This is a genomic window from Polynucleobacter sp. MG-27-Goln-C1 (assembly GCF_018881905.1).
Classification (GTDB): Bacteria; Pseudomonadota; Gammaproteobacteria; order Burkholderiales; family Burkholderiaceae; genus Polynucleobacter.
On the sequence record NZ_JACVPM010000003.1, the window covers coordinates 61036 to 87877 of the forward strand.

Sequence of the window (26842 nt, forward strand, 5' to 3'; positions counted from 1 at the left end):
CACCTCATCTCAACTCACCTATGACTTTGTTTTCACATTCTCGCGCTTCACTTACTTCCATATTGGGCGCGCTGCTGATTTGCATGGGATCATCGCAGGCCATAGCTCAGCAGGGTGACCAAGCAGTAAAGACCATAGCGACTCTAGATGTTCCTCGCTATCTAGGAACCTGGTATGAGATAGCGAAGTTTCCGAACTGGTTTCAGAAAAAATGCATTTCGAATACCAAGGCTGTATATACCGCTAAGCCCGATGGCAATCTTCGAGTACTCAATAGCTGTAAAACTGCTGGTGGAGAGACTTCAGAGGCAGAGGGTTTGGCTCGTCAAATTGGCGCTAAGGACTCCCCAAAACTGGAAGTACGCTTTGCTCCGGACTGGCTTTCTTTTTTACCAATGGTATGGGGCGATTACTGGGTAATTGATTTGGATGCGCAATATCAGGTGGCGGCTGTAAGCGACCCGAGAAGAGAATATCTTTGGGTTTTATCGAGAACGCCGCAGCTCGATCCCAAAGTGTATGCCGATTTATTGCAGCGTTTGAAGCAGCAGCAGTTCGACATTCAAAAGCTCGAGCTCACTTCCCAGAAAAATTAACGTGTCTGAAAAGCGAATCGGCAATTACTTGCTACCCCCTGGAATCGATATCTTCGAACGTGGTTGGTTATCGGCAAATAATATTTTTCTTTTCGGCGATGATGATGTTTCCTTGGTCGATACTGGGTACTGCGCTCATCAGCAGATGACGGTTGACTTAGTCGTCAATGCGCTCAAGCGGCATGGCTTAAAAACGCTCAATAAAGTAGTCAATACCCATTTGCACTCAGATCATTGTGGTGGCAATGCAGCTCTATCAAACGAATTTGATTGCGAGATCTGGATACCAGAGGCCGAGGCAATTGCTGTCCAAGACTGGGATGAGAATTTACTCAGCTTTAAGCAATTGGGGCAAGAATGCCCGCGCTTTAGACATCATGCTCTCCTCCTGCCTGGCAAAGAAATTACCTTAGGCCCTTATCGCTGGCAAATTCTTGCAGCTCCTGGCCATGATAATCATTCCATCATGCTGTACCAAGAGGAGCATCAAATCTTGATCTCTGCTGATGCACTTTGGGAGGAGGGCTTTGGAGTTATCTTCCCCGAGCTTTGGGGTGAGGGTGGCTTTGAAGAGGTGGCGCAGACGCTAGAGTTAATTGAAAGCCTCTCTGTTGCCCTGGTTATTCCGGGGCATGGCAAACCTTTTACTGATGTAAAGAAGTCTATCGAGACTGCTAAATCCCGCCTGGATTACCTCTCAAGCGATGCCGATCGCAATGCCCGTCATGGAGCCAAGGTGCTTCTCAAGTACAAATTATTGGAATGGCGCAATCAGGATTTGGCAACGGTGAATCAGTGGATTTCAGGTACGCCCGCACTGGAAAGTATCCGTCAGCAAATGAATCTCGGTGCTGAAGAGTTTCAAGACTGGTTAGTGCAGGCTTTAGTGAAATCGAAAGCGGCAACTATCGAAAAAGATTACCTGGTAAATCTTGATTAACTCTTTTAACTAGAAATTAAATGAGAGCTTTCCATAGAAAGACCAGTCGTAAACAGGATAGCTCTGCACTACCTGTTTGCTAGCCCCTACCGCAAATAAGAAGTGTTTATTGAGTCGATGAGTCACCATGGCATCAATTGGCACAAACCAGCCACCACCCCCACCAGTATTCCACGCAATCCCGTTTTCATCCCAAAAACGAATTTGAGTATCGGGAAAGATGTTAAATCCTAGCGTTGGAAAAATATTCAGATTGCGAACTAAAGGTGGCTGGTTGGAATTATTGGCAAAGGAATTGCCTTTGGTGTTAAACCCGTACATATATCGCAAGAGTGGTGAAAAATCTGAGAGCCGTGAGTCAGATCCCTCTTTGGGAACATATACGGTCCCTATCTGAGGTCCAGCTGCCCACTGCCCATAATTACCAAATGGAAAGATGATTCGACCGCCCAAAGTGCCTTCCCAATTTTTTAGAATGCTAGGATGGTTTCCCCAAACGGTAAGCATGGTGTTACCCGCGCTATAGGTTCCAGATGATTGCTCTGGAAGTTGTGGTCCATAAGTAGATACATAGGAGGTATCTAAGCGCAATGTGCCCCGCCATTGATCAAGCTGTAGAGGTTGGTAGTAGCGCAGTTTCAGGGTGTCGCTTTGAGTTTGCTCTCCGAAGGTATTGTGATATCCCCAAAATTCGAGCACCCGTTGACTAGAGTACTGATCAGACGCTTTCTCAAGATCTAAAAATCCGCCTGAGAATTTGCTTTCATCGGCCAAAGCTGACCCCATTAATCCCAGAAGAGCCATGGAAATCAGATGGTGAGTAAAAATCCGCAGCAATGTCATATAGGCATTAATATAAATGACTCAGTCAATTAAAAAAGATAAGCAGAAAGAATATGGAACATACAGTTTTAGTAACTGGCGCTACCGCTGGCTTTGGAGAGGCAACTGCTAGACGATTCCTAGCGAATGGCCATAAAGTGATTGCTGTAGGCAGAAGGGTAGAGCGCTTAGAGGCTTTAAAAGCATCCCTTCCGGCGGAGCAGCAGAAAAAATTACTGACTTTAGCTGTGGATGTATGTGACAGCGCCAAGGTTGATGGTCTTGCGGCAACATTGCCGGCAGACTTTGCTAAGGTGACAGTGCTAGTGAATAACGCTGGCTTGGCTTTAGGCTTAGAGCCAGCACATCAAGCATTTCTCTCTGACTGGGATCAGATGATTGATACCAACATCAAAGGCCTCGTGCATATGACGCGTGCTTTCTTACCGGGAATGGTGGAGCGTAAATGTGGGCATGTGATCAATCTAGGTTCCGTGGCGGCAAACTATCCCTACCCAGGCGGCAACGTTTACGGTGGTACTAAAGCCTTTGTGCAGCAATTTAGTTTGAACCTCAGAGCGGATTTAATTGGCACACCAGTACGCGTTACTTGCGTTGAGCCTGGCATGTGTTCTGGAACCGAGTTTTCCAATGTGCGCTTTAAGGGTGATGATGATAAGGCGGGTCAGGTCTATAGCGGTGTTCAGGCATTGAGTGCGGATGATGTTGCTGAGGCTATTTACTGGTCCGCCAACTTGCCAAGCCATATGAACATTAATTTAGTTGAGCTGATGCCAGTGCAGCAAGCCTTCAACGGCTTTAATGTTCACCGTGGTGAGTTTTAAGGAAACCTAGACTGTAGGTTTCCACTTGTAAAACTTGGGATAGACGCGCATCACTACTGGTCCGTCAAAGTCCCAAGATTTACAGGTCCCTAAATAGAGCGGTGGCTTGTTGTCATCCGGATCAAATAAGGCTCCGGGAATAGATTGGAAAGCTGCTGTTGCAATATTGCTCAGCAGTTCTCGCAAGTGCGTGCACCCTTTAATTCCACCAAGATGTTCATTGATGGTTTTTCGCCAACCTTTGCCAATGCGCGCTCCAATCAGCGCATCCATTGGAGGTATCACTTGGGGGCACTCTGGGTGCGGATGACTATCCATTGCTACCTCAATCGCCTGAATGACTAATTCCGTATTGACGGTGATGCGAACCCACATATCGTGAAAAGCCTGGCCAGGCTCCCAGGTTTTTCCACCGGTATTAAAAGGCTGAAACTTGAAATCCCGTAAATGGGCTTCAATGTCCCAAAGGCCATCATCTCGGGCATAACCCTGAAAAGTAATTTCACGGGTATGTAAGGGGTTTCTAGGGGCTGGGGCGGAGAGCATGGTGACAGTAAGTAAAAATCTAAGAGACGGTGTATGTCAATCATAACGGCTTCATTTCGCGGTCGCGTAGTCGGTCTGCTTTGTAGTATTCTCGGCAACATATGGCCAAACCAATTTCTCTCGAAAAAATATTATTCAGCCAAGGATTTGGCACAAGGCGCTTTTGCAGTGATTTAGTCTATGCCGACCTAGTCAAGGTCAATGGCGTGTTAGCGGAAGATCCTGAGGAGCGCATTGCTACAGAGGGTTTAATGCTCAATGTAGAAGGCAAGGATTGGGAGTTTCATGAAAAAGCCTATATCGCCTTTAACAAGCCCCCAAACTACGAGTGTTCTCACAAAACTACGCATCATCCAAGCGTCTATAGCTTGCTGCCTAAGCCTTTTGTAGAGCGGGGTTTGCAATGTGTTGGCCGCTTAGATTTTGATACCACTGGCTTAATTTTGATTTCAGATGACGGTCAGTTTATTCATAAGATGACCACGCCAAAGAAGAATATTGGTAAGGTATATGAGATCACCACTCCGGAACCCATTACCCAAAAACAGATCGACCACTTGCTCAAAGGCGTTGTGCTAGATGATGATCCCAAGCCTTGTTTTGCCACAGCATGCAAACAGCTTGGCGAAAATGTATTAGCAATGACTATCGTTGAAGGTCGCTACCATCAGGTGAAGCGAATGATGGCTGCAGTAGGCAATCATGTCGCCAAACTACACCGTACTGAAATCGGTCAATATGTTATGCCTGCGGATTTAGCTGAAGGTGAGTGGCGTTGGCTATATCCAGAAGATTTACAAAAGTTATCTAAGAGCGTGGATGCCCCGAGTGCCTAAGCCAAAACTAGTTGCAAGCGATTTTGAGTTTGAAAAAATACTACCCGAGTGGCAGGTGAATCTTAACGCTCAAGAGTTAACTCGAGTATTTGAATTTAAAGACTTTAAAGATGCCTTTGAGTTTATGACGCTCTCTGCAGACTTTGCTGAAGAGCTGGATCATCATCCAGATTGGTCTAATTCTTGGAATAGAGTATCGGTGCGCTTGAGTACCCATTCGATGAAGGCCTTAACTGAGCTAGATATCACCATGGCAAGCGCCATGGATCAATTTGCCCGTCAAGTCTTAGCCTAATTTCTTTACTGAACTTCCTCGTCGTCCTCATCTTCGGAGGTAATACTCATGAGGATAGTTGCTAGCAGGCCATAAACAACTTCGGTTGCGATCATGCCATCTTCATCCAGCTCGTCAATCAGATCATTCAAGCAATCTTCTGTCGGCTCATTTAAGAGTGTCATGGCGCATTCGCACCCATAGTCAAAATCTTCGTCGTTTTGGGTTTGAGTGTCGTTTGTCATATAAATCCTTTAAGTGATGATGCAGAATAGCAAATAAACTCTCGCTAGCCCAGCCCTATTATTTGAGCAGCGCAAGAACTTCTTTGAAGGCTGGATTTTGAGCACTCTTGAGCCACTCAAATCCCAGCATCTCCCCAGTGATTAGTCGGGCTCCGGCGGTTTGTAGTCGGTCTAGTGCGACTTGCTTATCAAGCGCTCTGCGTGAGCCAACTCCGTCCACTACTACCGACACGTCATAGCCTTCGTCGATAAGCTTGAGTGCTGTTTGCAATAAGCAAACATGGGTTTCACATCCCATCAAAATGCATTGCTGGCGATTGCTAGGAATTGCTTCGGTAAGGCCATCAGCGCAGGCATTGAAATGCTCTTTGCTAATGGTGGTGCTGCAAAAGGACTTAATGGATTCGGCATTGCTCCCTAGGCTACTTGGGCTCTGCTCGGTGCCGATAATCGGAATCTCGAGCAGTTGGGCAATTTTGGCGGTGCGGATACATTGATTTAGCACTGCCTCGCCTTGATCTATTGCGGGCATCAGACGCCCTTGTAAATCGATCAAGATTAAGATGGATAACTCTGAATGAATGTGATTGGATGTATTCATAGCTATTGGTTTCATAGAAGAAGGCTCACAGTTTTAAAGTCGGGATCATCATCGAGATTGGTAATTTGAAAACCCAGATCAGAAACTAGGTGCAACATTTTGAGATTCTTACTTAAGACATAACCTAATATTTCTTGCAATCCATTTTCTTTTGCATGTGCAATGAGGTCAAGCATTAGATGCGTACCAATACCATGGGTAGCATGGCTATCACTAACGCTTAGAGAAAATTCACAACTACTTTTTTTGGGTGGCGTCACATAACGTGCAATTCCAACAATCTCATCCGTGCCTGAATGATTTTCAATGACTGCAACTAGAGCCATTTCTTTTTTGTAGTCTAAGTGCAGGATGTCATCTAGAAAATCATCCGGCAACTTAGAAATGGCATGTGCAAAGCGCAGGTAGCGGCTTTCGGGTGAGAGGTGATTAAAGAGCCCAATGATTCGCTCTCGATCATCCGGCTGGATAGGGCGAATAAGGTAGTTCGACCCACCGTCAAGCGCATATGTCTTATTGGAAAATGAAATCGGTGTCTTCATCAGCTAGATATGGGCGAGGCTCCTTGCTTCAGAATACCTTTTTATAGCTACCCCCATCGTGTTTTGGCTCTAAAATGGGTTTTCACCTTATCGCACTTGGCAATTCCCTCATGATTTCTTTGGTTCAGGCTTTTAACGACCATTCCGCACTCTTCTTCGTATTGGCGGTTATGAGCGTCATCATCGTAGGAATCTCTAAAAGTGGGTTTGGTGCTGGCCTGGGGGTTCTTTCCTTGCCTCTAATGGCAAGTCAGTCCAGCATCAATGAGGCCTTAGCAATTCTGTTGCCACTGTTGATTGCAATTGATTTGGTGGGATTACGACGATTTCTCAGAAATGCTGATTGGAGAATACTCAAGCTGGTCCTATTGCCAGCTGCATTCGGAATGCTTTTAGGCTACCTCTTCTTTTCTGCCATTACGCCTAAAATTCTATCGCTCTCAATTGGCATCTTCACCTTACTCTTTTTGATACAAAGTTTGGTGATCTCGCGCTTGAATCTTAAAGAAGCTAAACCATTTCCTTGGCTTGGAAGGCTGATGGGAGGAGTATCTGGTTTTACTTCATTCATTGCGCATATAGGCGGTCCACCAATCACAATCTATATGCTGAGGGAGAAGGTTTCACCTATGGTGTACACCTCAACATTAGGTATATTTTTTACGGTGATCAATTTTGGCAAATTAGTTCCTTATGCCTATCTTGACTTGCTGAACTTTAATCAGTTGGCTACCTCAATACTCTTGCTGCCATTAGTGCCTGTCGGGGTATATCTAGGTTTTTATTTAGCCAAGAGGATTTCAGCTAAGTGGTATTACATCATTGTCCAATTTTTCTTATTAGTGGCTAGTATTAAATTAATTGCTGATGGCTTGCTGGCCTAGGCACAATCTAGAAAGATGTATGAATTATTCCATTCGACTTAAGACGTGTTTGATTTTCGGGATTACTTTTAGCTTTGCATTTCCCGTCGCTATTCATGCGCAGACATTCTCACCCTATACTCCCGAGCAAATCCAAGAATTTAATAATCAGCCTATTGCGCCGATGGAGACTCCCTCAGGCCCGGTTTACTTAGACCCGCCCCCCGTTAGTCAAAAGCCCAAAGTGCCTTTTGATTCACGCTATGTCAAAAATCCAGATGGTGAAGAGCAGGCTGAAGCGCAGGAGACCGAATCCGCTGCGCCCTTTGAGCCAATACCTGCCACCTTTACCTTCTAGCAAGGTCTAACTGTTAATATTGCTTCTACATTTTAGAAAAGAGTTCCCATGAAATTACATTCCATTCGTTTGCTTACAAGCGCTGTAATAGCCTTAGGTTTTGTTACGGCTGCACATTCCCAAAACTCGCTACCGATTAACGCGGCCGCCTCTGTTAATGGATACATTATTTCCAACGATGTTGTTGAGCAAGGTATTCAGGCAGCTTTGTCTCAGGGTCAAAAAGATTCTCCAGAGCTTCGCAAAGCAGTTTTAGCAAAGATGATTGAAATTTCCCTCTTGTCACAACAAGCCGACAAAGATGGTCTTGCAAATTCTGATAGAGCCAATAGTCAGTTAGCTATGATTCGTCAAAATTATTTAGCAGATCTAGAGCTATCTACTTATATGTCGAAAAATCCTGTGAGTGATGCAGATGTTCAAGCGGAGTACAACCGCGAGATTGCTTCTTTAGGTTCGCAGGGCATGATCGTGGAATATAAGGTGAGTGATATTGCTGTCGCTACTGAAGCGGATGCACAAGCTGCCTTGGCCAGAATTAAAAAAGGTGAGTCTTTCGATAAAGTGGCTAAGAGTGTTTCATTGGCCCCAAATAAGGTTCAGGGCGGTGCTGTAGGTTGGGTGCAGGCGGGCCAGACCTTGCCACAAATTGCCAGTGTTCTGACAACCCTGTCTAAGGGTCAGGTTTCTCCAGCGCCAATTCAGATGCCGCAAGGTTGGTATTTAATTAAGTTGGAAGATAAAAAATCCAGCAAGCCGCCAACTTTTGAGCAGGCTAAAACAGCCATTCGTAATGGTTTGATGCAGAAGAAGCAGTTTGAATTCTTGTCCCAATTGCGTCAGGGCGCCACTATCGTCGTACGTTAAATCAAGTTAAACGATGAAAAAGGGCGCCTGAGGGCGCTCTTTTGCATTTCTGCCAGTCTCTAGTGGTATTTCTCTATCTCCTTGCCAATCATTCGGGAGTAGATTAAAAAAATCACTGATTAAATAAGGGAGTGCAAATGAGCAAGAATCCATTTGATTTAGGTGCAATGGCAAATCAGAACAAGGGTATGAAAGCCGCCCAGGCGGTTGGCCAAGCCGCGCTGACAAGTGCTCAGGAGATCGCCCAATTAAATCAACGCGCTGCACAAGAGCTATCTTCTCGCTTGCAGGCCAAAGTTGCAGAGCTCATGAAAACGCAGGATCCAAAGGCGGCTTTTGATTATGTGCATGCCGAGGTGTTGCAGGATGCTGCAAAAGAGGTTGCCGACTATCAAGCCCAACTTTTTCAAGCTTTCGCCAGTGGCAATAAAGAGCTTGCAAACATTGCGGAAACGATGATTAAGGAATCGCAACATGATTTAATTCATTTTGTGAATGAAGCTACTCAAAATGCTCCGGCGGGAACTGAGCCCTATACCTCTGTATTCAAAGCCTCATTTAACAATGCACTTCAGAATTTTGAGTTGATCCGAGCGGCAATGGCAGACTCATTTGTAAGTTTTGAGAAGAGCGTAGAAAACATGAGTCAGTTTTCGTCAGCACAAAAAAGTAGCCCTGCCGCAAAGTCGAAAAAGAAATAAGGCTATGCATTTGAATTGGTAGACTATGGATTGCAGTGCTCACATAGGGAGGGGTTGGCAAATTGAAGTACTTTCATCCCCTCCGTATCCCTGTATTCGCACTTAAGGCATCCCCATATTTTTGCAATCTCTTGATTGGTAGGCATGCCGCAAGCGTTGCAAGGTAATCCACGCTGAATATCCTTAATCCAGTAGCCAGGCGTCTTACATTCTGGGCATAGAGAATTTAATTTGTTTGCAAGATCGATGGTTGCTAACCGTATATGTTCCATTCGTGTTGGGTTGGCAAAGGCTCTGAGGTCATTCTCAACATAAACAATCCCCTTTGATGAATGTGCACAGGCCCATTCAAAAGCATCCCTCAGTTGCTTTACGTTGCTAATATTTTTTATTGATTGTGGATGATATTCATCGGTTGGTTTTATAACGAGATGATGGGATGGAAAAAGTGCAGTATGTGCAAATTTCTCCAACTCCTCCCAGTGGCTGATATAAGTATGGGCGTTTTGAGCGGGGCCGCTATAAAACCCTGTAATTTCTAGCTGGTTCGCTTGGTCAATGAAGATGACTAATTCATGATTCCATGACAGCATCCCAGTGTATGGGTCAGCGACAAAGGCACCCTCATTTGCTAACCCGAGGTCGGTACCGATAAGCTCCATGCCAATCTGAGCTTTCTTGCGTGCGGCATCTAATTGGCTGCCGTATCGGGGCGTCTCTAAAGTAAAGGTTCCCAACAAATCAGTATCGTAAGCATCGGTATGCTTTATCTCAAGTCCAATACTAGGGCTCAGGACATCTCTCAGAACAAGCTCTTTGCCATGCTTTGTTAAAACGCTGGCTGTTCTATTGAAATATATATTCATCAGAATATCTCTACATAGAGCCCGGGTGCTAGCTACATCACCAGTTTGGCAATCATGGCATACAAAGGAATGCCTAAAATAATATTGAATGGGAAGGTGATGCCCAGGGACATGCCCATATAGAGTGCGGGATTGACCTCAGGCAATGCATGTCGTAAAACAGCTGGCACGGCAATATAGGATGCGCTTGAAGCAAGAACCATCAGCAAAATAGTATTGCCAAGTGGCAGCCCAATCAACTTACAGAGCGCCAATGCGATAAGAGCATGTGAGAGTGGAGATGCAATTGCATAGAGCAGGGTGATAGGTGGCTTCCCATGAAGACCTTTGATATTTCTGGCTGCCATTAAGCCCATGTCCAGAAGAAAAAATGCGAGCATTCCTTTGAAAAGATCAATAGAAAAGGGCGCCATAAGTTTCTGGCCCGCATCGCCACTTACTAGACCAACTACCATTGATCCAAGCAGCAAGAGTTGTGCGCCATCGGTAAAGGACTCATGTAGTATTTTTGAGATCCCCGTTTGTTTAACATCAGTTTGAGTTTGTTGTGCGTGTGCGGCCCTCGCTTTGTTTGCCAGAACTATTGCGAGGATGATCGCCGGAGATTCCATCAGCGCCATCGCTGCTGCCATGTGGCCACCATAGCTAATATTGAATTGATCTAAGTATTGGGTAGCCGTGATGAATGTCACTGCACTGACAGAACCATAAGTAGCAGCAATCGCTGCCGCATCAAATGTATTCAGTTTAGTTCTGAGGATTTGATAGCCAATGATAGGAATTAGAATGGCTAAAAATATTGCGAGGCCCAGAGAGAGGGCGATTTCTGTTGTAAAGCCGGATTTATGTAGTGCGAATCCGCCCTTGAGGCCCAATGCCATTAATAGATAGAGCGATAGAAAGCGAGCAATGGGTTGCGGAATTTCTAGGTTCGACTTCACGGCGCCAGCAAATGCGCCAAATATGAAAAACAGGATTGCGGGATCTAAAAAATTTGCCATAACTTAACGCCTGATAATTGCTTCTACTAGTGGATGCTGAATCTTCTTCTCTGAGCGAATAGCGTAAAAATATTCGTAGATATCCTCGCACTTACCAATCATTTCGATGTGATAGGTCTCTTTTAAATCCTTTTGGATTATTTCCCCGGCTGGAAATACTCCAAGACCGCTAGCTGCAAAGGTTTTTAGTAGGGCGCTATCTTCAAACTCCCCTGCGATATTGGGGTTGATGCCATTTTGAGCAAACCATTGGTCTATCAAATGGCGAACCTTCGAGTGAGAGGTTGGTAGCAAGATGGGCAACTCATTCAGGCATGCGGGAAAGGCTTTCTTGGATTGTTTGAGTAGTTTCTTGGGCCCAAACCATGCAATAGATGACTTGATTAATTCTTCACTGTAGACGTGAAGATTTTTGTTGATTGGAGCGGGTCTGTCAGCCAGCACAATATCCAATCTATGTAAGGCTAAGTCTGCCAAGAGATCCTCAAATTCACCTTCATGCGCAATCAGCTGCACATCATTTTTCTCTAAGATGGGTTCTAGTAACTGCCTAGTTACCAGCTTGGGTAGGCCATCGGATACGCCAACTGTAATTTTGGTTTTAGGAGAGCTTGCTGCCTCCCTCACTGCCTCAGGTAAGCGCTCACCTAAGAGAAAGATTTGATCGGCAATTGCTAGGGCAGCAAATCCAGATTCGGTTAGCGCAATACCTCGACCAGCCGGCTTAAATAGTAGATATCCCAATGATTTCTCTAATTCGTGCACTTGAGCGCTAATTGTCTGGATCGCGATATTAAGGCGTTCGGCAGCCTTAGACATGCTGCCCTCTTTAGCCACTACCCAGAAGTAGTAAAGGTGACGATAGTTATAGAGCATTTGATTATCAGGTTTTTACGAAATTACTATCACTATATCTCTGCTTTTACTTAAGTGCAAATCAACCTAAATTAACCACATGGAAATCCATGGAATTCATGGGTAATTAAATGAGGAGATGAAATTGGAACTATTTAGCCCCGAATTTTTTTCGGCTTTGCTGGCAATCATTGTGATTGACTTGGTGCTCGCGGGTGATAACGCCATTGTGATTGCGATGGCGGCTAGAAATCTCCCTGCCCATTTACAGAAAAAGGCAATTATCTGGGGCGCTGTTGGTGCGATCGCGGTCCGAAGCGCTATGACGCTAATGGTTGTCTATTTGCTGAAGGTGCCTGGCTTGATGCTGATAGGCGGATTGCTGTTGGTTTGGATTGCTTATCGCTTGCTAAATCCAGAGCAAGAGAATGATGAGCACGGTCAAGCATCCACCACTTTTTGGGGTGCTATGAAAACCATTGTGATCGCAGATGCCATCATGGGTTTAGATAATGTGCTCGCAGTGGCAGGTGCATCTCATGGCAGTTACGTGCTTGTTGTTCTAGGGTTGTTAATCAGTATTCCAGTGGTTATTTGGGGTTCTACACAAATACTCAAGTTGGTCGAACGCTTCCCTTCTGTTACCTACTTGGGCGCTGGCGTGCTGGCATGGACGGCTGCAAAAATGATGACCTCTGAGCCTATCTCTCAAGAGTGGCTTGCTTCCCAGAGCCCCGCTTTGGAGTACGTGATTCAAGTGGTTGTTGTGTTGGGTGTGTTAGCTAGTGGGTTTATTAGAAGTAGGCGTTCACTTGAAAGTGTGATTGCTCCTTCGGTTGTAGTTACCGAGTCTGCAAGTGTTGTTTCACAAGAGCAGTCCCCTAATTTTGGAGAAAGCAAAATGAATAAAATTTTAATTCCTGTGGATGGTTCAAAAAATTCAGATATGGCAGTAAAGCATGCTGTGAAGACATATGGGCAGGACCCCAGTGCACATTTTCACTTGTGCAATGTACAGCCTACTTTGTATCGCCACATCGGAAAATTCTTTAGTAAACAAAGCATTAATGAGTGGCATGCTGAGCGTGCTGCCCAGGCTGCAGCGTCTGCATCCGCTTACCTCGAAAAGCATGGGTTGAACTTTTCTTTTACCTATGTGTGTGGAGATAAAGGTAGCGCCATTCGTGATGAAGCAGTGCGACTTGAATGCAATCGCATAGTGATTGGTACTGCAAAGAAAAACTCTTTGAGCCGTTTATTTGAAAACTCTACTACCGCTAAGTTGCTTGAAATCAGCGATATTCCAGTAGAGGTGGTCACTGGCAACTCCTTGCCCGCACTTGAGCGTTGGGGTATTCCAGCCCTGGGTGCTGGCGCAGCAACTGCACTGATGGCTGTTGTGATCGATTAGTTTTAATCCAGCTGTTCTCTTTTATGCCCTTGTTCTGAGGGCATTTTTTTTGCCTTTATATATTCAGTTAAATACTGAAATAAAGTCAATTAAATTCTGCTTTATTAGAAGTAAAGATTGCCCTATTCTGAATCTGTGTTTGACAAAGGAGATATGACAATGAATGTGATCTTAGATGCGAAGGAAGAAGTTGAGTCGGAATTAAAGGCCTTCACAGAGAATCGGGTGAAGTTCTCATTGAAGCGACTCTTTTGGATGGTGCGAAAAATCAAGATTCAATATTCTGCAGTGCCGTCATCAAAGTCGACTTGCAATCAACATTGCATGATTAGCTTGGAGACATTTGACCACCATCAAATCGAGGTGAGCATGACCGCGAGAGATAGGCGGATGGCTCTAGAAATGTGCCTTAAGAAAATCTATAAGCTGATTCAGAAGGCGTTTCATAAAAGTCAAAAATATGGGCGATTTTCAAAACATGTTTACGTATGAGAACTTCACCCCCATTTCAATTTATTCATCATAAGTATGATCTAATTACAGACATACACATGGGGAGTAGCCTGCTCAGTTTTCTGAGTCCCTTATGCCGACAATTCGACCTTTGGGTCCGGTGTAAGGGTGATTTAATCTCAAGGCAAGACCATTTTAATTTTTATAAATGGTTATCTTTTGAATTTGCTGCCCCAATCGTTCGTTTGTCCACTCAAAATCGTGCCCAGATCCCTGATTTGGGGAATTTCTCGGCTATTTGCCATCTCAGAGACGGATAATGGGAAGTCACATCTATTTTCTAAAATTGTCGTAATGAATCGCTTAACGTCTGCATCGATACTGACTGTCTGCATCCTCTTCGCGGGCGGGGTTGGTGCGCAGGGTCAAAAGCCACTTACGCTCAATGAGTTGATAGGGATTGCATTGGAATCAAGCCCTCAAGTTTTGGCTGCACGAGATCAGTCTAAGGTAGTCAAAGGCCAGCTCTCTACTGCCCGTGCCATTCCAAATCCTGAGTTTGAATTAAATACTGGACAACAAAGGTCGGTAACAGGTCCATTGACTACAGGTAATGTCTCATCATGGTCGGTAACACAGCCTCTGGATATGCCGTATACCCGCTATCCTAGAGTGAATGCTGCCGAAGCGAATGTCCGTGCCGCAGATGCAACGCGAATTGCATTCGAGATTGAAATGATTTCAAGAGTGCAACAGCGTTTTTATGAATTAATGCGTCGTGATGCAGAGCTAAAGGCTGCTGAAGAAGATTTGGGATTAACGAAGCAAATTCGTGATCGCATGCAAATTCGGTACGATGTTGGTGAGACTGCTCGATTTGAATTAATCCGCGCACAAACTGAGTTCCTAAATGCGCAAATTAATACGGAATCTAGCAAGCTTAGAGTTGAGCAGGCCAAGGGGCAACTCAGACAGGTGGTCGGACATAACTTGCCGGCTGACTATGAGGTGGTTTCTCAAACCTTCAAGATAGAGCCTTTACCCCCCTTACCAACCTTGCTCAGTGAGTTGCACTCGCAGAGTCCCGAGTTACAAAGGGCAAAAGCAGAGGTTGAGGCGACTGAATCTAGGCTTAGTTTTGAGCAGAACTCTCGATTACCAAAGCTGTCTATCAAGGCGCAACAATATAACGACCCCAATTTCACTGATCGCCTCTATGGCTTAGTGGTGAGCATTCCTATCTGGGACTTTAAGGGCGGGCAGATTGCAGAGGCGGAAGCTAATGCATCAAAAGCTAAGAACCAGCTTAATGCACAAAGCCAAAGTCTAGAGCAGCAGTTGGAGACAGCATACAAGCTCTATCAGATGACTAGCTATCAGGTAAAAATTCTAGATCAGGACGTTGTTCAGTTGGCCTCAAGCGCAAGGCGGATTGCCGAAGTTTCTTACCGTTATGGTGAGCGAGGCATGCTCGAGTATTTGGATGCACAAAGAACATTTAGGGTGGCTCGCAATGATTTGATCAAGGCTCGCTTTGATTTGGCTTCGGTTGTTACAGAGATTCAGCGTTTAAGAGCAACTCCAGAATGGATTGCAAAAATTGAGAGTGGAAAGCAATGAAGCAAGAATTCATGGCAGCAGTCGGAAAATTAAAGGAGCTATACGCTCGCTATAGGGCAGTGGCAAAGGTGCATATTCAGAAATGGATTGCCATCGTCATTAAAACTCAGAACGACTGGTATGCGCTGACTCATGAGTGGTTTAGTACGCATTTGCCTCGCGTTGCTCAGCAATACGATAAGAGTCCACAGTGGACTCAGAAAGGGCTTTTTTACTTTCCTTGGTTTTGTTTATTCCTGATCATCTTGAATTACTTCAATGTGTTTGATCGAAGCCCAACTATAAAGTCGGTTCAGGATCCCAATATAGTGATTGTTAATGCTGATTTAAGAAAAATGATTACAGATGGCAATATTTATACGGGCTCATTTGTTGAGGAGCTGCGAGCGTCTGGCCGCATTGATTTCAATGAGCTCTTTTTATCCCGTATTGGTGCCAATGTTACGGGGCGAGTTTCTGATATTTTGGGTGTTCCTGGGCAGGTCGTAAAGCAGGGCGATATCCTCGCTAAAATTACTTCCACTGAATTAACGCAATCCCAACTCGCTTACCTAAAAGCCAAGAGTGCTAGTCAGTTAGCCGATCAAGCTGCTAATCGGGCCAGAATTTTGTACAAAGAAGATGTGATTGCGTTAGCTGAGTTGCAAAGACGTGAGTCAGAAGCTAGTAGCGCAAAGGCAGAGTTTCGTGCGGCCAATGATCAGTTGAGGGTTCAAGGTATGGATCAGCCTAGCATTGATCGACTGGCTAAATCTGGCGTGATTGAATCCACTAATAATGTCATTGCCACTATTCCTGGTGAAATAGTTGAGCGTAAGATTAATAAGGGTCAAGTTGTTCAGCCTGCAGAAGCGCTCTTTACAGTGGCTGACTTGAGTACTTTATGGGCCGTATCTGAGATACCTGAGAGCAATGCCTACTTGATTCACAAGGGGCAAAAAATTACCTTGATTATTCCAGCCCTCAGGAATGCTGAGGTGGAAGGTATAGTTGCTCACGTGGACTCGATTGTGAATCCACAAACACGTACGGTAGTTGTCAGAATGGAAGTGCCCAATAAAGATGGTCTGATCAAACCCGGCATGTTGGCAACAATGATGATTGAAAGTCAACCTACAGAGAGATTATTGGTGCCAGTCAGTGCCGTGATTCGCCAAGATAATCATGATCATGTTTTTGTTCGTGAAGATGAAGACACCTATCGAATGGTCGCTGTTAAATTGGGGCCAGAGGGAAAAGGCTATCGTCCTGTAATTTCTGGACTCAAAGAGGGCCAGGAGATAGCTGTTAATGGGGCTTTTCATTTAAATGCTGAACGTAAGCGACAGTTGAGCGGTGGATAGATCTCATGATTGAGAAAATTGTTCGACTTTCACTGCAACAGCGACTTCTAGTCGTCATTATTGCAATCGTACTGATGGTCGCAGGCTTACTTGCCACCAAGCGTTTATCAGTCGATGCTTTCCCGGATGTCACCAATGTGCAAGTGCAAATTGCCTCAGAGGCACCAGGTCGCTCGCCTGAAGAGGTCGAACGCTTTGTCACGGTGCCAGTTGAGTTAGCAATGACAGGTCTTCCGGGGTTAACGGAAATGCGCTCCCTGAACCGCAATGGTTTGTCTGTCATTACCTTGGTCTTTACTGAAAAAACTGATTTGTATTTTGCTCGTCAATTAGTTACCGAGCGCTTGATTGAGGTTGCCGCCAAAATGCCGGAGGGCATTACTCCGGTAATGGCGCCCCCATCTACAGGGTTGGGAGAGATCTACCAATACACCCTAGACCATCCTTCTGATGGAGATAGGCAGTTATCAGTAGAAGAGCTCGAGGAACGTCGCACGATTCAAGACTGGGTTGTTCGTCCTATGTTGCGATCCATTCCAGGTGTTGCGGAAATCAATACCCAGGGCGGTTTTGCCCGTGAATATCAGGTGCTGGTTAATCCAGAAAGATTGCGTCATTACCAAATCAGTTTGCGTGAAGTATATGAAGCGCTTGCTAGAAATAATGCCAATTCTGGCGGCGGGCAATTGCCTAGCTATGCAGAGCGTTTCCTGATTCGAGGTGTGGGATTAGTTACCAAGCCTGAAGACATTGGAAAAATTATTCTCAAAGAGGTTAAGGGAATCCCGGTTTACGTGAAGAATGTCGCGGAAGTGACTATTGGGAGCGAGGTTAGGCAGGGTGCTGCCATTAAGAATGGTTACACAGAGAGTGTTGCGGGCATCATTCAGATGATCCGCGGGGGGAATGCGCGAGAGGTTGTTAATCGCATCAAACTTAAAGTTGCCGAGATTAATGAGGGCAAGTTATTGCCTGATGGCCTGCAGATTGTGCCTTTTTATGATCGTACGGATCTGGTAAATGCTGCGATGTTCAATGTGGCCAAAGTGTTGATTGAAGGCGTGATCTTAGTAGTGATCTTGCTCTTCTTGTTCCTGGGCGATGTGCGCTCCTCTCTCATTGTGGTGGCAACCTTAATCCTGACACCACTCTTAACCTTCTTGGTCATGAATCGCTATGGGATTTCTGCCAATCTCATGTCGCTTGGAGGTTTGGCGATTGCAATCGGCATTATGGTCGATGGCTCGGTAGTAGTGGTAGAAAACACCTTTGCTAAGTTAGGTGAAAGACTGAAGACTGGTGAGTCAAAGATTCGTATTATCTTGGAGGCCGCTACCGAAGTTGGTACGCCGGTGCTCTTTGGTGTTGGCATCATTATTTTGGTTTTCATGCCTCTGCTATCTCTGGAGGGCATGGAAGGAAAGATGTTTGCACCAATGGCTATTACGATCGCCATTGCGCTCACCATTTCACTAATTCTTTCTTTCACCTTATCCCCGGTTCTGTGCTCATATATTTTGAAGGGCGGCAGTGAAGATGACACCAAAATTGTGGCGCGCTTGCGTGCTCCATATGAACGTTGGTTACATTGGAGTTTGGCTAATCCTAAGTTAGTAGTGAAACGTTCTTTAGTTGCTCTCGCAGTTAGCTTGGTGGGCTTTGTGCTTTTAGGTAAGGCATTTATTCCAGTGATGCAGGAAGGTTCGATTACCCCAGTGATTGTGCGAGCTCCAAATATCTCTTTGGATGAATCGATTAAGTTGGAGTTTGAGGCGATCAAACGCATTATGACAATTCCAGATGTTCAGATGGCGGTATCTCGTTTAGGCAAGGGAGAATCCCCCGCAGACCCGGGGCAGCCTAATGAATCTGACCCGATTGTGACCCTCAAGCCTTTGGGGGATCGTAAGCTCAGTCAGGAAGAGATCGCGCAAGAGATTCGTGACAAATTGAAGACCTTGCCAGGTATTGAGCTCTCGATTTCTCAACCAATTGCTGCGCGTGTAGATGAAATGGTTTCTGGCGTGCGTTCTCAAGTGGCAATCAAAATTTTTGGAGATGATATGGCCACACTCCAAAAGCTGGGTGCTCAGATCAGTCAAATTCTGACCAAGATGAAGGGCAGTAATGACTTGCGCATCGAGCAAGCCACTGGGCAAAACTATCTCAATATCAACATCAATCGCGATGCAATCGCTCGGTATGGAATTAATGTTTCTGATGTAAATGATGTGATTGAAACAGCAATAGGTGGTAAGCAGGCAAGTACAGTGTATGAAGGAGAGAGACGCTTTCCTTTAGTTCTGCGTTATCCAGCCCCATACCGGGACAAAGTGGATGCGATTGAAAACATCATCTTGCATTCACCTGATGGCGCTCAAGTCCTGATGCGTGACTTAGCTGATATTTCTTTGGTTGACGGCCCGGCACAGATTTCTCGAGAGTCTGGTAAGCGACGTTTAGTCGTTGGCGTCAATGTGGATGGTCGAGATCTTGGTGGATTCGTAAAAGAGGCGCAAAGTCTTATCGCTAAGCAGGTAGAGTTACCGCAAGGCTATAGCCTGGAGTGGGGCGGACAATTTGAAAACATGGAACGCGCTATGGCGCGTTTGATGATCATCATCCCATTAACGATTTTGGCTATCTACTTCCTGCTCTTCATGCTCTTTAAGTCCATGCGCTTGGCAGGTCTGATTATTTTGGTCTTGCCGTTTGCCTCGATCGGCGGTGTCTTTGGTTTGTTCATCACGGGTGAGTATTTGTCTGTTCCAGCTGCAGTTGGATTCATCAATCTTTGGGGTATTGCAGTGCTCAATGGCGTGGTCTTAATTTCGTTTATTAAGCAATTGCGCGAGGATGGTTACTCAATGGAAGATGCCTTGCTCCATGGCTGTGGTCATCGCTTTAGGCCGGTCATGATGACTGCTTCTGTGGCGATGTTGGCTTTGGTGCCGATGCTCTTTTCTGGTGGTCCTGGCTCTGAGGTGACTCGCCCATTAGCAGCCGTAGTAATCTCAGGATTAATAACCTCAACCGCATTAACATTACTAGTACTCCCTGTCTTATACAGATGGTTTGAAGATAAAGAGGTGGAAGCATGATGGAAGTGAAGGCGGTCATTCGCCCAAATAAATTAGCCACCCTCAGAACGGCGCTACTGGAGACCCCAGGCTTTCCGGGGATGACGGTGACTAAAGTTGAGGGATGTAGCGCTCCCAATCGCACTGGTAAGTTCAATATCAAAGATGAACTCACGGACTATTCTGCGAAAGTGAAGGTTGAAATTGTTTGCAATGATGAGGTTGCGCAGGTTTTCATGGACCGGATTGTGACTATTTGCCAAACTGGTCAAGTAGGGGACGGTGTAGTTTGGTGTACTGAGGTTCCCAAGGCCTTCTTTATTGCAAAATCCACGCCATAAACGAGCATAAATTCAGCATATTTGAATAATCTGCCGGGAATCACAAAACAGCAGAAATTGTTAGAATGTACATTGCCCAATAAGGGGTAAGTGCATCTAACAAGGATTGAATATGGGTGGTATTTCTCAGTGGGAGCAGCTCAACGTTGAGCTCACAGCAGCTCTTGGAAGCTCTGTTCATTTCGATACAGCCCATCAGGCCGTATATGCCTCCGAAGCCTCGAATTACCGTCAAATTCCGATTGGGGTTGTTACCCCTAAAAATACCGAAGAATTTGTAAAAGGTATCGAGATCTGTCATCGCAATAAGGCTCCAGTATTGATGCGTGGCGCAGGCACCTCTATGAATGGCCAAACAGTGAATAACGCTGTGGTGTTTGATATCTCCAAGTATTGCAATCACATTCTCGCTTTGGATCCAGCTGCTGGTAATGCAGTTGTTGAGCCGGGCGTGATTTGTGACTCCTTGCGCGATGCTGCCGAATTACATGGCCTAACTTTTGCTCCAGACCCATCTACCCATAGCCGCTGCACTTTAGGCGGTATGGTTGCCAATAATTCCTGTGGTGCGCATTCGGTGATGGCAGGTAAGACGCTTGAGAACACTGAAGCTTTAGAAATTCTGACTTACGATGGCGAACGTTTTTGGGTTGGCCCGACATCCGATCAAGAGTTACAAGAAATTATTGCTGCTGGTGGGCGCAAAGGTCAGATCTACCAAGACCTGCTTACCTTGCGTGATCGCTATGCCGATTTAATTCGTGCGCGCTTCCCTAATATTAAGCGCCGCGTTTCTGGATATAACTTAGATCAACTCTTGCCTGAGAACGGTTTTAACGTTGCACGCGCATTGGTTGGTACCGAAGGTACTTGTGCACTTACTTTGGCTGCCAAAGTGAGATTGGTGAAGAGCCCTGCTAAGCGCGTGGTCTTGGTGTTAGGTTTCGATGACATCTATTTGGCTGGTGATGCCGTACCTGAATACCAATCCTTTAATCCAATCGCGATTGAAGGTTTGGATTACAAAATTATCCGTGGCTTGCAAGAGCGTAATTTAGCTAAAGCTGAAATTGATTTACTTCCCCCTGGAAATGCGTGGGTGGTTGTGGAGTTTGGTGATGACACGCTAGAAGGTGCTATAGCTCAGGCTGAAAAAGCACAAGAGTATTTCAAGTCTCGAACCAAAGGGCCTCAGCCATCAACTTGGCTCGAGCCTGATCCATTGGTGCAGAAGCGTATTTGGTCTATTCGTGAGAATGGGGCATCTGCGACCCACCTGTCCATTGATCCGAATTCTCCTGACCCAGTAGTAGGTTGGGAGGATGCTGCGGTCGATCCGGCGCGTTTGGGTGAGTATCTGCGTTCCTTCCAAGCGCTCGTAGACTCTTATGAGTACGAGACCTCGCTCTATGGACACTTTGGCGATGGATGTATTCATGCGCGCATTACCTTTAACTTGCGTTCTGCAGAAGGTGTAGCCAAATTTAGATCCTTCATTCGGGATGCGGCAACTTTAGTTGTTGCGTTTGGTGGCTCGCTGACTGGTGAGCATGGTGATGGCCAAGCCAGAGCAGAGTTCCTACCCATTATGTTCGGTGAAGAGCTAATGGGTGCAATGCATGAATTCAAGCGCATCTGGGATCCGCAGAACAAACTCAATCCTGGCAAAGTAGTTCACCCGTATCGCGTAGATGAAAACCTCCGCATGGGTCCGGAATACAAAGTTGTGAATATCAAGACCCGCCTGAACTTCTTGAGCCAAGAAGGTAATGGCTTCCAGAGAGCAGTCGAGCGTTGCGTTGGTATGGGCAAGTGTCGTAGTGAAAAAATTGGTACGATGTGTCCAAGCTATCGCGCTACTAAAGAAGAGCGCTTCTCCACTCGTGGACGCTCACGACTCTTTTGGGAAATGCTCCAAGGTGAAGTGATTAAGGATGGCTGGGAAAGCGAAGAGCTTAAAGATGCTCTCGATACTTGCCTCTCTTGCAAAGGTTGCAAGTCGGATTGTCCTGCGCACGTGGATATGGCTTCCTATAAGGCGGAGTTCTTATCTCACTATCACGAGACCAATAGTAGGCCTCGTCAGGCTCTCACTATGGGGCGGATTGGTGACTGGGCGCCACTAGCTAGCAAGTTCTCTTGGCTGATCAATGGGATGATGCAAACACCGGTGCTATCTAGTCTAGCTAAATGGGTTGGAGGCGTAGCACAAGAGCGTAGCTTGCCTAAGTTTGCAAACCAATCTTTCAGAAAGCAATTTGAGAAATCAAAGAGTGCAAGTACTGGGCAGAAGAAAGTCATTCTCTGGGTAGATACTTTCTGCGAGCACTTTCATCCTGAGGTTGCTAATGCGGCAGTAGAAGTTCTGGCTCATGCTGGCTTTGAAGCAACCCTGCCAAAGACCCCGCTATGCTGCGGCCGTCCTTTGTATGACTTTGGTTATTTAGATCTCGCCAAGCAAAAACTAGAGAAGATTCTGGATGCTATTGGGGATGAAATTAACGCAGATCCAAATTCACCTATCGCCGTAGTGGGTCTTGAGCCTGGCTGTATGTCAGTATTTAAAGATGAACTATTAAAGTTCTTTCCTCACGATCCAAGAGCGCAACTCTTGGCTTCTAGCACTTATTTGCTTGGAGACTTCCTGCATGAGAAGGGCTATACACCACCACCTCTAGACTGCAATATTTTGGTTCACTCCCATTGCCATCAGAAGTCTTTATTTGGTACCAAAGGTGATGTAGCCTTGTTAGCTGCTTTAGGTGCAAAGGTGAATTACATCGATAGCGGTTGTTGCGGCATGGCAGGTTCCTTTGGATTTAATCCTGAGCATGTGGAAATATCTAAAGCGGTTGGAGAATTGGTATTACTTCCGGCTGTCCGAGCTGCCGATCAAGAAACGATCATTCTCACCAATGGCTTTAGTTGCCGAGAGCAGATCGAACAAGAAACTGGCCGCAAGGTAAAGCATTTGGCAGAGCTTTTGCTGATGGCACATCAAGCAAAGTAACAAATTTACAATTTAAGATAAAGAATCCTCCGAGAGCTAATTCGGGGGATTTTTTATTTGTACCACCCAATTAAACGTATTTGCATTATGGGAATCTAGATATTGGGTATGTTGCTCTATCTAAGGCGTAATATGTACTTAAGTTAATTACGTCACCCTCTGGAGCGCCTATGAGCCATGAAATTGCATCTTATTTAGACCCTAAAAATCTTGGTGCTTGGGGCACATACCTCGAACAGATTGATCGTGTAACTCCTTATCTAGGTCCACTGACACGCTGGGTAGAGACTTTAAAGCGACCAAAGCGATCTTTAATTGTGGATGTCCCTATAGAGTTAGATAACGGTACCATTGCCCATTTTGAAGGATATCGGGTACACCACAATTTATCTCGCGGTCCGGGTAAGGGCGGTATTCGTTTTCATCCGGATGTCACGCTATCTGAGGTCACTGCTTTATCGGCATGGATGTCGATTAAAACTGCAGTTGTGAATGTTCCATTTGGTGGGGCAAAAGGGGGCATTCGTGTCGATCCTAAAAAGCTATCGCAATCCGAGCTTGAAAGAATGACTAGGCGCTTTACTAGTGAGATCAATATGATGATTGGTCCTCAAAAAGATATTCCAGCGCCTGACGTCAATACCAATGAGCAAATTATGGCGTGGATGATGGACACCTATTGCGTTAATCAGGGTTACACCACTTCCGGAGTTGTTACAGGCAAACCCATCTCGCTCGGTGGAAGTTTGGGAAGAAGGGATGCGACTGGTCGAGGTGTATTCGTGGTGGCAAGAGAGGCTTATGGGCAAATGAATCGTGAGCTCTCTGGAGCGCGGATAGCGATTCAAGGCCTAGGTAATGTTGGCGGTCATGCAGCGCGTCTATTTGCTCAGGCTGGCGCTAAGGTAGTGGCAATTCAAGATCACTCTGGTGCTTTGTACAACCCCAATGGATTTGATATCGATGCTTTGCTTGATCATGCCTCAATTGCTCGTGAGATTAATGGCTTTCCTGGTGAATCCATTACCAGTCAACAATTTTGGTCATCACCGTGCGATATTTTGATACCAGCTGCATTAGAGTCTCAAATTACGCCCGCTAATGCTGCGAGCATTCAGGCGAAGTTAATTGTGGAGGGTGCCAATGGACCTACTACACCAGAGGCGGATGACATCTTGCGGGATATGAATATCACGGTTGTGCCTGATGTCATTGCCAATGCTGGTGGTGTGACTGTAAGTTACTTCGAGTGGGTGCAAGATTTTTCTAGCTTCTTCTGGACTGAGGAAGAAATTAACAATCGTCTAGATATTTTGATGGTCGATGCCTTCAAGGGCATTTGTGATGTAGCCAAGAGGCATGATGTGAGCTTGAGAACTGCAACCTTTATTGTAGGGTGTGAACGTATTCTGAAGGCTCGGCAGATGCGTGGTTTATACCCTTAATGATGCGTGCGAAGTTACCCATTTGAAATAAAAAAAGCCCCGAGCGATTCGGGGCTTTTCTACATTCAGGGTGCTTTGAAGATCTTATGATCGAATCAAATAGTCAAACGCTGAGAGGGAGGCTTTTGCACCTTCACCCATAGCAATAATGATTTGCTTATAAGGCACGGTGGTGCAATCTCCTGCAGCAAATACTCCAGGCATTGATGTCTCTCCTTTGGCGTCAATAATGACTTCGCCACGAGGGGATAAATCAATCACACCTTTGAGCCAATCGGTATTTGGCAATAAACCAATTTGCACAAAGATGCCTTCAAGGGCAAGTTCATGCATTTGATTATCAGCACGATCTTCATATCTCAGGGTGGTTACTTTGCCATCCGCACCCAACACTTCTTTGCTCAAAGCGTTGGTAATAATGGTTACGTTCGGCATGCTATTTAATTTCTTTTGCAGGACTGCATCAGCACGTAACTTGGTGTCGAATTCAATCAAGGTGACATGACTGACAATGCCAGCCAAATCAATTGCAGCTTCCACTCCAGAGTTTCCTCCGCCGATCACGGCAACGCGTTTCCCCTTGTACAAGGGGCCATCGCAGTGTGGGCAGTAAGCTACGCCCTTGCCTCGGTACTCTTGCTCGCCCGGCACATTCATTTCGCGCCAGCGTGCACCAGTGCTCAAGATGACGGTCTTACTTTTCAGAACCGCGCCATTTTCTAGGGTGATGGCAATTTCTTCACCAGTCTTGCTTAAGCTCTTGGCAGTTTGCAAGTTCATGACATCAACTTCATATTCCTTCACGTGCTGCTCAAGCGCCATCACTAATTTAGGCCCTTCAGTTTCTTTAACAGAAATGAAGTTTTCAATGCCAACAGTATCAGCAACTTGACCGCCGAATTTCTGAGCCACTACACCAGTCCTAATGCCTTTACGAGCAGAGTAGATCGCTGCTGAAGCACCTGCTGGACCACCGCCAATAATTAAAGAATCATAGGCATCTTTAGCGTTCAATTTTTCTGCATCACGTGCTGAAGAGTTGGTATCTAGTTTGGCGGCAATTTCTTCAACACTCATACGGCCTTGGCCAAAGACTTCACCATTCAGAATCACGGTAGGTACAGCCATGATTTGATATTGATCTACTAAACCTTGGAAGAGGGCACCATCAATCATTTCATGTTCGATGTTGGGATTGAGTGCAGCCATGAGGTTCAAGGCTTGAACAACATCAGGGCAGTTGTGGCATGACAAAGAGATAAATGTCTGGAAGCGCTTTTTACCTTCCAACCCTTTAATGCTCTCAATGACGTCTTGCTCAACTTTTGGTGGATAGCCGCTTGATTGCAAAATAGCCAAGATGAAAGAAGTCATCTCATGACCCATTGGCAACCCTGAGAATGCAATACGAGCAAGTTCATCAACCTTAGCGACAGTAAAGCTAGGGATGTTTTTGCTACTACCAGAGGTTTTTACTGTGATCTTAGGAGATTGCTCGGCAACCTCATTTAATAACTCCAACATCTGAGCGGAATGGGCGCTGTCATCCAATGTTGCCTCTAAAACAATTGGGCTCTCAATTTTTTCAAAATAGGCCTTGAGTTGAGCCTTGATGTTTGCATCTAACATGATGTATTCCTTGGTATTTAATCTTGATGAGTCTATTGGGCAGGGCTTCTGCTGCTCATCCTGCCCAATAGACTCTCCGAAGAGAGTCTATTGATTGCTAGTTACTGCTGACTTCGATGATTAGATCTTGCCTACGAGGTCTAAAGATGGAGTCAATGTAGCTGCGCCTTCTTTCCACTTAGCTGGGCATACTTCACCTGGATGAGCTGCTGTGTACTGAGCGGCTTTGAGCTTACGCAACGTCTCAGAGATATCGCGAGCGATTTCATTTGAGTGAACTTCAGCTGTTTTGATAACGCCTTCTGGATTGATGATGAATGTGCCGCGCAATGCGAGACCTTCTTCTTCAATGTGTACGCCAAAACCACGTGTCAATGTATGGGTTGGATCGCCAACCAATGGGAACTTAGCCTTGCCTACTGCAGGTGAAGTCTCATGCCATACTTTGTGTGAGAAATGTGTATCAGTAGTAATGATGTATACCTCTGCACCCATCTTCTGGAATTCTGCATAGTTATCAGCTGCATCTTCAATTTCTGTTGGGCAGTTGAATGTGAATGCTGCTGGCATGAAAATCAATACTGACCATTTTCCTTTGAGAGTCTCATCGGAAATAGTGACAAACTTACCGTTGTGGAAAGCCTGGGTCTTGAATGGTGGAACTTGTGTGTTAATTAGTGACATGGGTTTCTCCTGTAAAAAATGAAATAGTTGATTCACAACAGGTACCATTCTAGAGGCTATTTATTTAT

The 26842-nt window shown here is 45.5% G+C and carries 27 protein-coding genes and 1 pseudogene; 18 read left to right on the top strand and 10 right to left on the bottom strand.

Annotated features, from left to right (window positions below; all coding sequences use genetic code 11):
- Nucleotides 1–20: 20 nt before the first annotated feature.
- Complete coding sequence (locus ICN14_RS08445) at nt 21–596, top strand: lipocalin family protein (protein ID WP_370624834.1); 576 nt, start codon at nt 21–23, stop codon at nt 594–596.
- Between the two features lies 1 nt (nt 597).
- A complete protein-coding gene (locus ICN14_RS08450; protein WP_370624835.1) occupies nt 598–1536 on the top strand; it encodes an MBL fold metallo-hydrolase in 939 nt (312 codons plus the stop codon).
- 9 nt (nt 1537–1545) lie between these two features.
- Here the strand turns inward: ICN14_RS08450 and ICN14_RS08455 are convergent, their stop codons facing one another.
- Nucleotides 1546–2379, bottom strand: coding sequence for a hypothetical protein (locus ICN14_RS08455; RefSeq protein ID WP_255536022.1), 834 nt, complete (start codon nt 2377–2379; stop codon nt 1546–1548).
- A 53-nt stretch (nt 2380–2432) separates the two neighbouring features.
- Between ICN14_RS08455 and ICN14_RS08460 the strand changes: the two genes are divergently transcribed.
- Nucleotides 2433–3203 (top strand): SDR family oxidoreductase, encoded by a 771-nt coding sequence (locus tag ICN14_RS08460; RefSeq protein ID WP_216226035.1) that lies wholly within the window; start codon nt 2433–2435, stop codon nt 3201–3203.
- A 6-nt stretch (nt 3204–3209) separates the two neighbouring features.
- Here the strand turns inward: ICN14_RS08460 and ICN14_RS08465 are convergent, their stop codons facing one another.
- Nucleotides 3210–3749: a DUF2889 domain-containing protein gene (locus ICN14_RS08465; RefSeq protein WP_216226036.1), complete on the bottom strand. Its 540-nt coding sequence runs from the start codon at nt 3747–3749 to the stop codon at nt 3210–3212.
- A 101-nt stretch (nt 3750–3850) separates the two neighbouring features.
- Between ICN14_RS08465 and ICN14_RS08470 the strand changes: the two genes are divergently transcribed.
- Together ICN14_RS08470 and ICN14_RS08475 are read left to right on the top strand one after the other, a co-directional pair.
- Complete coding sequence (locus ICN14_RS08470) at nt 3851–4585, top strand: pseudouridine synthase (protein WP_216226037.1); 735 nt, start codon at nt 3851–3853, stop codon at nt 4583–4585.
- Nucleotides 4578–4880 carry a 4a-hydroxytetrahydrobiopterin dehydratase gene (locus ICN14_RS08475; RefSeq protein ID WP_370624836.1) on the top strand — a complete coding sequence of 101 codons (303 nt, stop codon included), beginning with the start codon at nt 4578–4580 and terminating at the stop codon, nt 4878–4880. The genes ICN14_RS08470 and ICN14_RS08475 overlap by 8 nt, the downstream gene beginning before the upstream one ends.
- 5 nt (nt 4881–4885) lie before the next feature.
- On the opposite strand, the gene ICN14_RS08480 is transcribed toward ICN14_RS08475, so the two are convergent.
- The 3 genes from ICN14_RS08480 to ICN14_RS08490 are packed head-to-tail and all read right to left on the bottom strand — an operon-like array spanning nt 4886 to nt 6247.
- A complete protein-coding gene (locus ICN14_RS08480; RefSeq protein WP_046329638.1) occupies nt 4886–5104 on the bottom strand; it encodes a hypothetical protein in 219 nt (72 codons plus the stop codon).
- 58 nt (nt 5105–5162) lie between these two features.
- Complete coding sequence (locus tag ICN14_RS08485; protein ID WP_216226039.1) at nt 5163–5705, bottom strand: isochorismatase family protein; 543 nt, start codon at nt 5703–5705, stop codon at nt 5163–5165.
- A gap of 11 nt (nt 5706–5716) precedes the next feature.
- Nucleotides 5717–6247: a GNAT family N-acetyltransferase gene (locus ICN14_RS08490; RefSeq protein ID WP_216226040.1), complete on the bottom strand. Its 531-nt coding sequence runs from the start codon at nt 6245–6247 to the stop codon at nt 5717–5719.
- A gap of 74 nt (nt 6248–6321) precedes the next feature.
- On the opposite strand from ICN14_RS08490, the gene ICN14_RS08495 reads away from it, so the two are divergent.
- The 4 genes from ICN14_RS08495 to ICN14_RS08510 all read left to right on the top strand — a co-directional run bounded on the left by ICN14_RS08495 (nt 6322) and on the right by ICN14_RS08510 (nt 9036).
- Nucleotides 6322–7131: a sulfite exporter TauE/SafE family protein gene (locus ICN14_RS08495; protein WP_216226041.1), complete on the top strand. Its 810-nt coding sequence runs from the start codon at nt 6322–6324 to the stop codon at nt 7129–7131.
- A gap of 19 nt (nt 7132–7150) precedes the next feature.
- Nucleotides 7151–7468: a hypothetical protein gene (locus ICN14_RS08500; protein WP_255536023.1), complete on the top strand. Its 318-nt coding sequence runs from the start codon at nt 7151–7153 to the stop codon at nt 7466–7468.
- Nucleotides 7469–7516: 48 nt separating this feature from the next.
- The gene (locus ICN14_RS08505) at nt 7517–8335 is read left to right on the top strand and encodes a peptidylprolyl isomerase (protein WP_216226042.1); all 819 of its coding nucleotides are present in this window, start codon (nt 7517–7519) and stop codon (nt 8333–8335) included.
- A 137-nt stretch (nt 8336–8472) separates the two neighbouring features.
- A complete protein-coding gene (locus ICN14_RS08510; RefSeq protein WP_216226043.1) occupies nt 8473–9036 on the top strand; it encodes a phasin family protein in 564 nt (187 codons plus the stop codon).
- A 23-nt stretch (nt 9037–9059) separates the two neighbouring features.
- Here the strand turns inward: ICN14_RS08510 and ICN14_RS08515 are convergent, their stop codons facing one another.
- From ICN14_RS08515 to ICN14_RS08525, 3 genes are read right to left on the bottom strand one after another with little or no spacing between them, the layout of a single operon-like run.
- The gene (locus tag ICN14_RS08515; RefSeq protein WP_216226044.1) at nt 9060–9902 is read right to left on the bottom strand and encodes a DUF6671 family protein; all 843 of its coding nucleotides are present in this window, start codon (nt 9900–9902) and stop codon (nt 9060–9062) included.
- A gap of 32 nt (nt 9903–9934) precedes the next feature.
- On the bottom strand, nt 9935–10903 hold the full coding sequence (locus ICN14_RS08520; RefSeq protein WP_216226045.1) for a sodium-dependent bicarbonate transport family permease: 969 nt from the start codon (nt 10901–10903) through the stop codon (nt 9935–9937).
- 3 nt (nt 10904–10906) lie between these two features.
- On the bottom strand, nt 10907–11779 hold the full coding sequence (locus ICN14_RS08525; RefSeq protein WP_216226046.1) for a LysR family transcriptional regulator: 873 nt from the start codon (nt 11777–11779) through the stop codon (nt 10907–10909).
- A gap of 118 nt (nt 11780–11897) precedes the next feature.
- On the opposite strand from ICN14_RS08525, the pseudogene ICN14_RS10390 reads away from it, so the two are divergent.
- From ICN14_RS10390 to ICN14_RS08565, 9 genes and pseudogenes are all read left to right on the top strand, one after another.
- Nucleotides 11898–12566 (top strand): annotated as a pseudogene (locus tag ICN14_RS10390) (TerC family protein); the annotation flags it as partial.
- A 93-nt stretch (nt 12567–12659) separates the two neighbouring features.
- Nucleotides 12660–13169, top strand: coding sequence for a universal stress protein (locus ICN14_RS10395; protein WP_255536031.1), 510 nt, complete (start codon nt 12660–12662; stop codon nt 13167–13169).
- A gap of 159 nt (nt 13170–13328) precedes the next feature.
- On the top strand, nt 13329–13661 hold the full coding sequence (locus ICN14_RS08535) for a hypothetical protein (RefSeq protein ID WP_216226048.1): 333 nt from the start codon (nt 13329–13331) through the stop codon (nt 13659–13661).
- Nucleotides 13662–13976: 315 nt separating this feature from the next.
- Nucleotides 13977–15242: a TolC family protein gene (locus ICN14_RS08540; RefSeq protein WP_216226049.1), complete on the top strand. Its 1266-nt coding sequence runs from the start codon at nt 13977–13979 to the stop codon at nt 15240–15242.
- Nucleotides 15239–16585 (top strand): efflux RND transporter periplasmic adaptor subunit, encoded by a 1347-nt coding sequence (locus ICN14_RS08545; protein WP_216226050.1) that lies wholly within the window; start codon nt 15239–15241, stop codon nt 16583–16585. The genes ICN14_RS08540 and ICN14_RS08545 overlap by 4 nt, the downstream gene beginning before the upstream one ends.
- Before the next feature lie 5 nt (nt 16586–16590).
- A complete protein-coding gene (locus ICN14_RS08550; protein WP_216226051.1) occupies nt 16591–19686 on the top strand; it encodes an efflux RND transporter permease subunit in 3096 nt (1031 codons plus the stop codon).
- Nucleotides 19683–20006, top strand: a complete 324-nt coding sequence (locus ICN14_RS08555) for a P-II family nitrogen regulator (RefSeq protein ID WP_216226052.1) — start codon at nt 19683–19685, stop codon at nt 20004–20006. Before ICN14_RS08550 ends, ICN14_RS08555 begins: the two co-directional genes overlap by 4 nt.
- Nucleotides 20007–20118: 112 nt before the next feature.
- Nucleotides 20119–23016: an FAD-binding and (Fe-S)-binding domain-containing protein gene (locus ICN14_RS08560; protein ID WP_216226053.1), complete on the top strand. Its 2898-nt coding sequence runs from the start codon at nt 20119–20121 to the stop codon at nt 23014–23016.
- Between the two features lie 170 nt (nt 23017–23186).
- Nucleotides 23187–24461 (top strand): Glu/Leu/Phe/Val dehydrogenase, encoded by a 1275-nt coding sequence (locus ICN14_RS08565; protein WP_216226054.1) that lies wholly within the window; start codon nt 23187–23189, stop codon nt 24459–24461.
- 84 nt (nt 24462–24545) lie between these two features.
- Here ICN14_RS08565 and ahpF read toward each other — a convergent pair whose 3' ends face one another.
- Together ahpF and ahpC are read right to left on the bottom strand one after the other, a co-directional pair.
- A complete protein-coding gene (gene ahpF, locus ICN14_RS08570) occupies nt 24546–26090 on the bottom strand; it encodes an alkyl hydroperoxide reductase subunit F (RefSeq protein WP_216226055.1) in 1545 nt (514 codons plus the stop codon).
- 120 nt (nt 26091–26210) lie between these two features.
- Nucleotides 26211–26774 (bottom strand): alkyl hydroperoxide reductase subunit C, encoded by a 564-nt coding sequence (gene ahpC, locus ICN14_RS08575; RefSeq protein WP_216226056.1) that lies wholly within the window; start codon nt 26772–26774, stop codon nt 26211–26213.
- Nucleotides 26775–26842 lie beyond the last annotated feature (68 nt).

Bases quoted from the DNA above. Each gene is read 5' to 3' on its own strand.
- ICN14_RS08445 (WP_370624834.1), top strand. From the start codon at position 21: ATGACTTTGTTTTCACATTCTCGCGCTTCACTTACTTCCATATTGGGC.
- ICN14_RS08455 (WP_255536022.1), bottom strand. From the start codon at position 2,379: ATGACATTGCTGCGGATTTTTACTCACCATCTGATTTCCATGGCTCTT.
- ICN14_RS08460 (WP_216226035.1), top strand. From the start codon at position 2,433: ATGGAACATACAGTTTTAGTAACTGGCGCTACCGCTGGCTTTGGAGAG.
- ICN14_RS08465 (WP_216226036.1), bottom strand. From the start codon at position 3,749: ATGCTCTCCGCCCCAGCCCCTAGAAACCCCTTACATACCCGTGAAATT.
- ICN14_RS08470 (WP_216226037.1), top strand. From the start codon at position 3,851: ATGGCCAAACCAATTTCTCTCGAAAAAATATTATTCAGCCAAGGATTT.
- ICN14_RS08480 (WP_046329638.1), bottom strand. From the start codon at position 5,104: ATGACAAACGACACTCAAACCCAAAACGACGAAGATTTTGACTATGGG.
- ICN14_RS08485 (WP_216226039.1), bottom strand. From the start codon at position 5,705: ATGAATACATCCAATCACATTCATTCAGAGTTATCCATCTTAATCTTG.
- ICN14_RS08490 (WP_216226040.1), bottom strand. From the start codon at position 6,247: ATGAAGACACCGATTTCATTTTCCAATAAGACATATGCGCTTGACGGT.
- ICN14_RS08495 (WP_216226041.1), top strand. From the start codon at position 6,322: ATGGGTTTTCACCTTATCGCACTTGGCAATTCCCTCATGATTTCTTTG.
- ICN14_RS08500 (WP_255536023.1), top strand. From the start codon at position 7,151: ATGAATTATTCCATTCGACTTAAGACGTGTTTGATTTTCGGGATTACT.
- ICN14_RS08505 (WP_216226042.1), top strand. From the start codon at position 7,517: ATGAAATTACATTCCATTCGTTTGCTTACAAGCGCTGTAATAGCCTTA.
- ICN14_RS08510 (WP_216226043.1), top strand. From the start codon at position 8,473: ATGAGCAAGAATCCATTTGATTTAGGTGCAATGGCAAATCAGAACAAG.
- ICN14_RS08515 (WP_216226044.1), bottom strand. From the start codon at position 9,902: ATGAATATATATTTCAATAGAACAGCCAGCGTTTTAACAAAGCATGGC.
- ICN14_RS08520 (WP_216226045.1), bottom strand. From the start codon at position 10,903: ATGGCAAATTTTTTAGATCCCGCAATCCTGTTTTTCATATTTGGCGCA.
- ICN14_RS08525 (WP_216226046.1), bottom strand. From the start codon at position 11,779: ATGCTCTATAACTATCGTCACCTTTACTACTTCTGGGTAGTGGCTAAA.
- ICN14_RS10395 (WP_255536031.1), top strand. From the start codon at position 12,660: ATGAATAAAATTTTAATTCCTGTGGATGGTTCAAAAAATTCAGATATG.
- ICN14_RS08535 (WP_216226048.1), top strand. From the start codon at position 13,329: ATGAATGTGATCTTAGATGCGAAGGAAGAAGTTGAGTCGGAATTAAAG.
- ICN14_RS08540 (WP_216226049.1), top strand. From the start codon at position 13,977: ATGAATCGCTTAACGTCTGCATCGATACTGACTGTCTGCATCCTCTTC.
- ICN14_RS08545 (WP_216226050.1), top strand. From the start codon at position 15,239: ATGAAGCAAGAATTCATGGCAGCAGTCGGAAAATTAAAGGAGCTATAC.
- ICN14_RS08550 (WP_216226051.1), top strand. From the start codon at position 16,591: ATGATTGAGAAAATTGTTCGACTTTCACTGCAACAGCGACTTCTAGTC.
- ICN14_RS08555 (WP_216226052.1), top strand. From the start codon at position 19,683: ATGATGGAAGTGAAGGCGGTCATTCGCCCAAATAAATTAGCCACCCTC.
- ICN14_RS08560 (WP_216226053.1), top strand. From the start codon at position 20,119: ATGGGTGGTATTTCTCAGTGGGAGCAGCTCAACGTTGAGCTCACAGCA.
- ICN14_RS08565 (WP_216226054.1), top strand. From the start codon at position 23,187: ATGAGCCATGAAATTGCATCTTATTTAGACCCTAAAAATCTTGGTGCT.
- ahpF (WP_216226055.1), bottom strand. From the start codon at position 26,090: ATGTTAGATGCAAACATCAAGGCTCAACTCAAGGCCTATTTTGAAAAA.
- ahpC (WP_216226056.1), bottom strand. From the start codon at position 26,774: ATGTCACTAATTAACACACAAGTTCCACCATTCAAGACCCAGGCTTTC.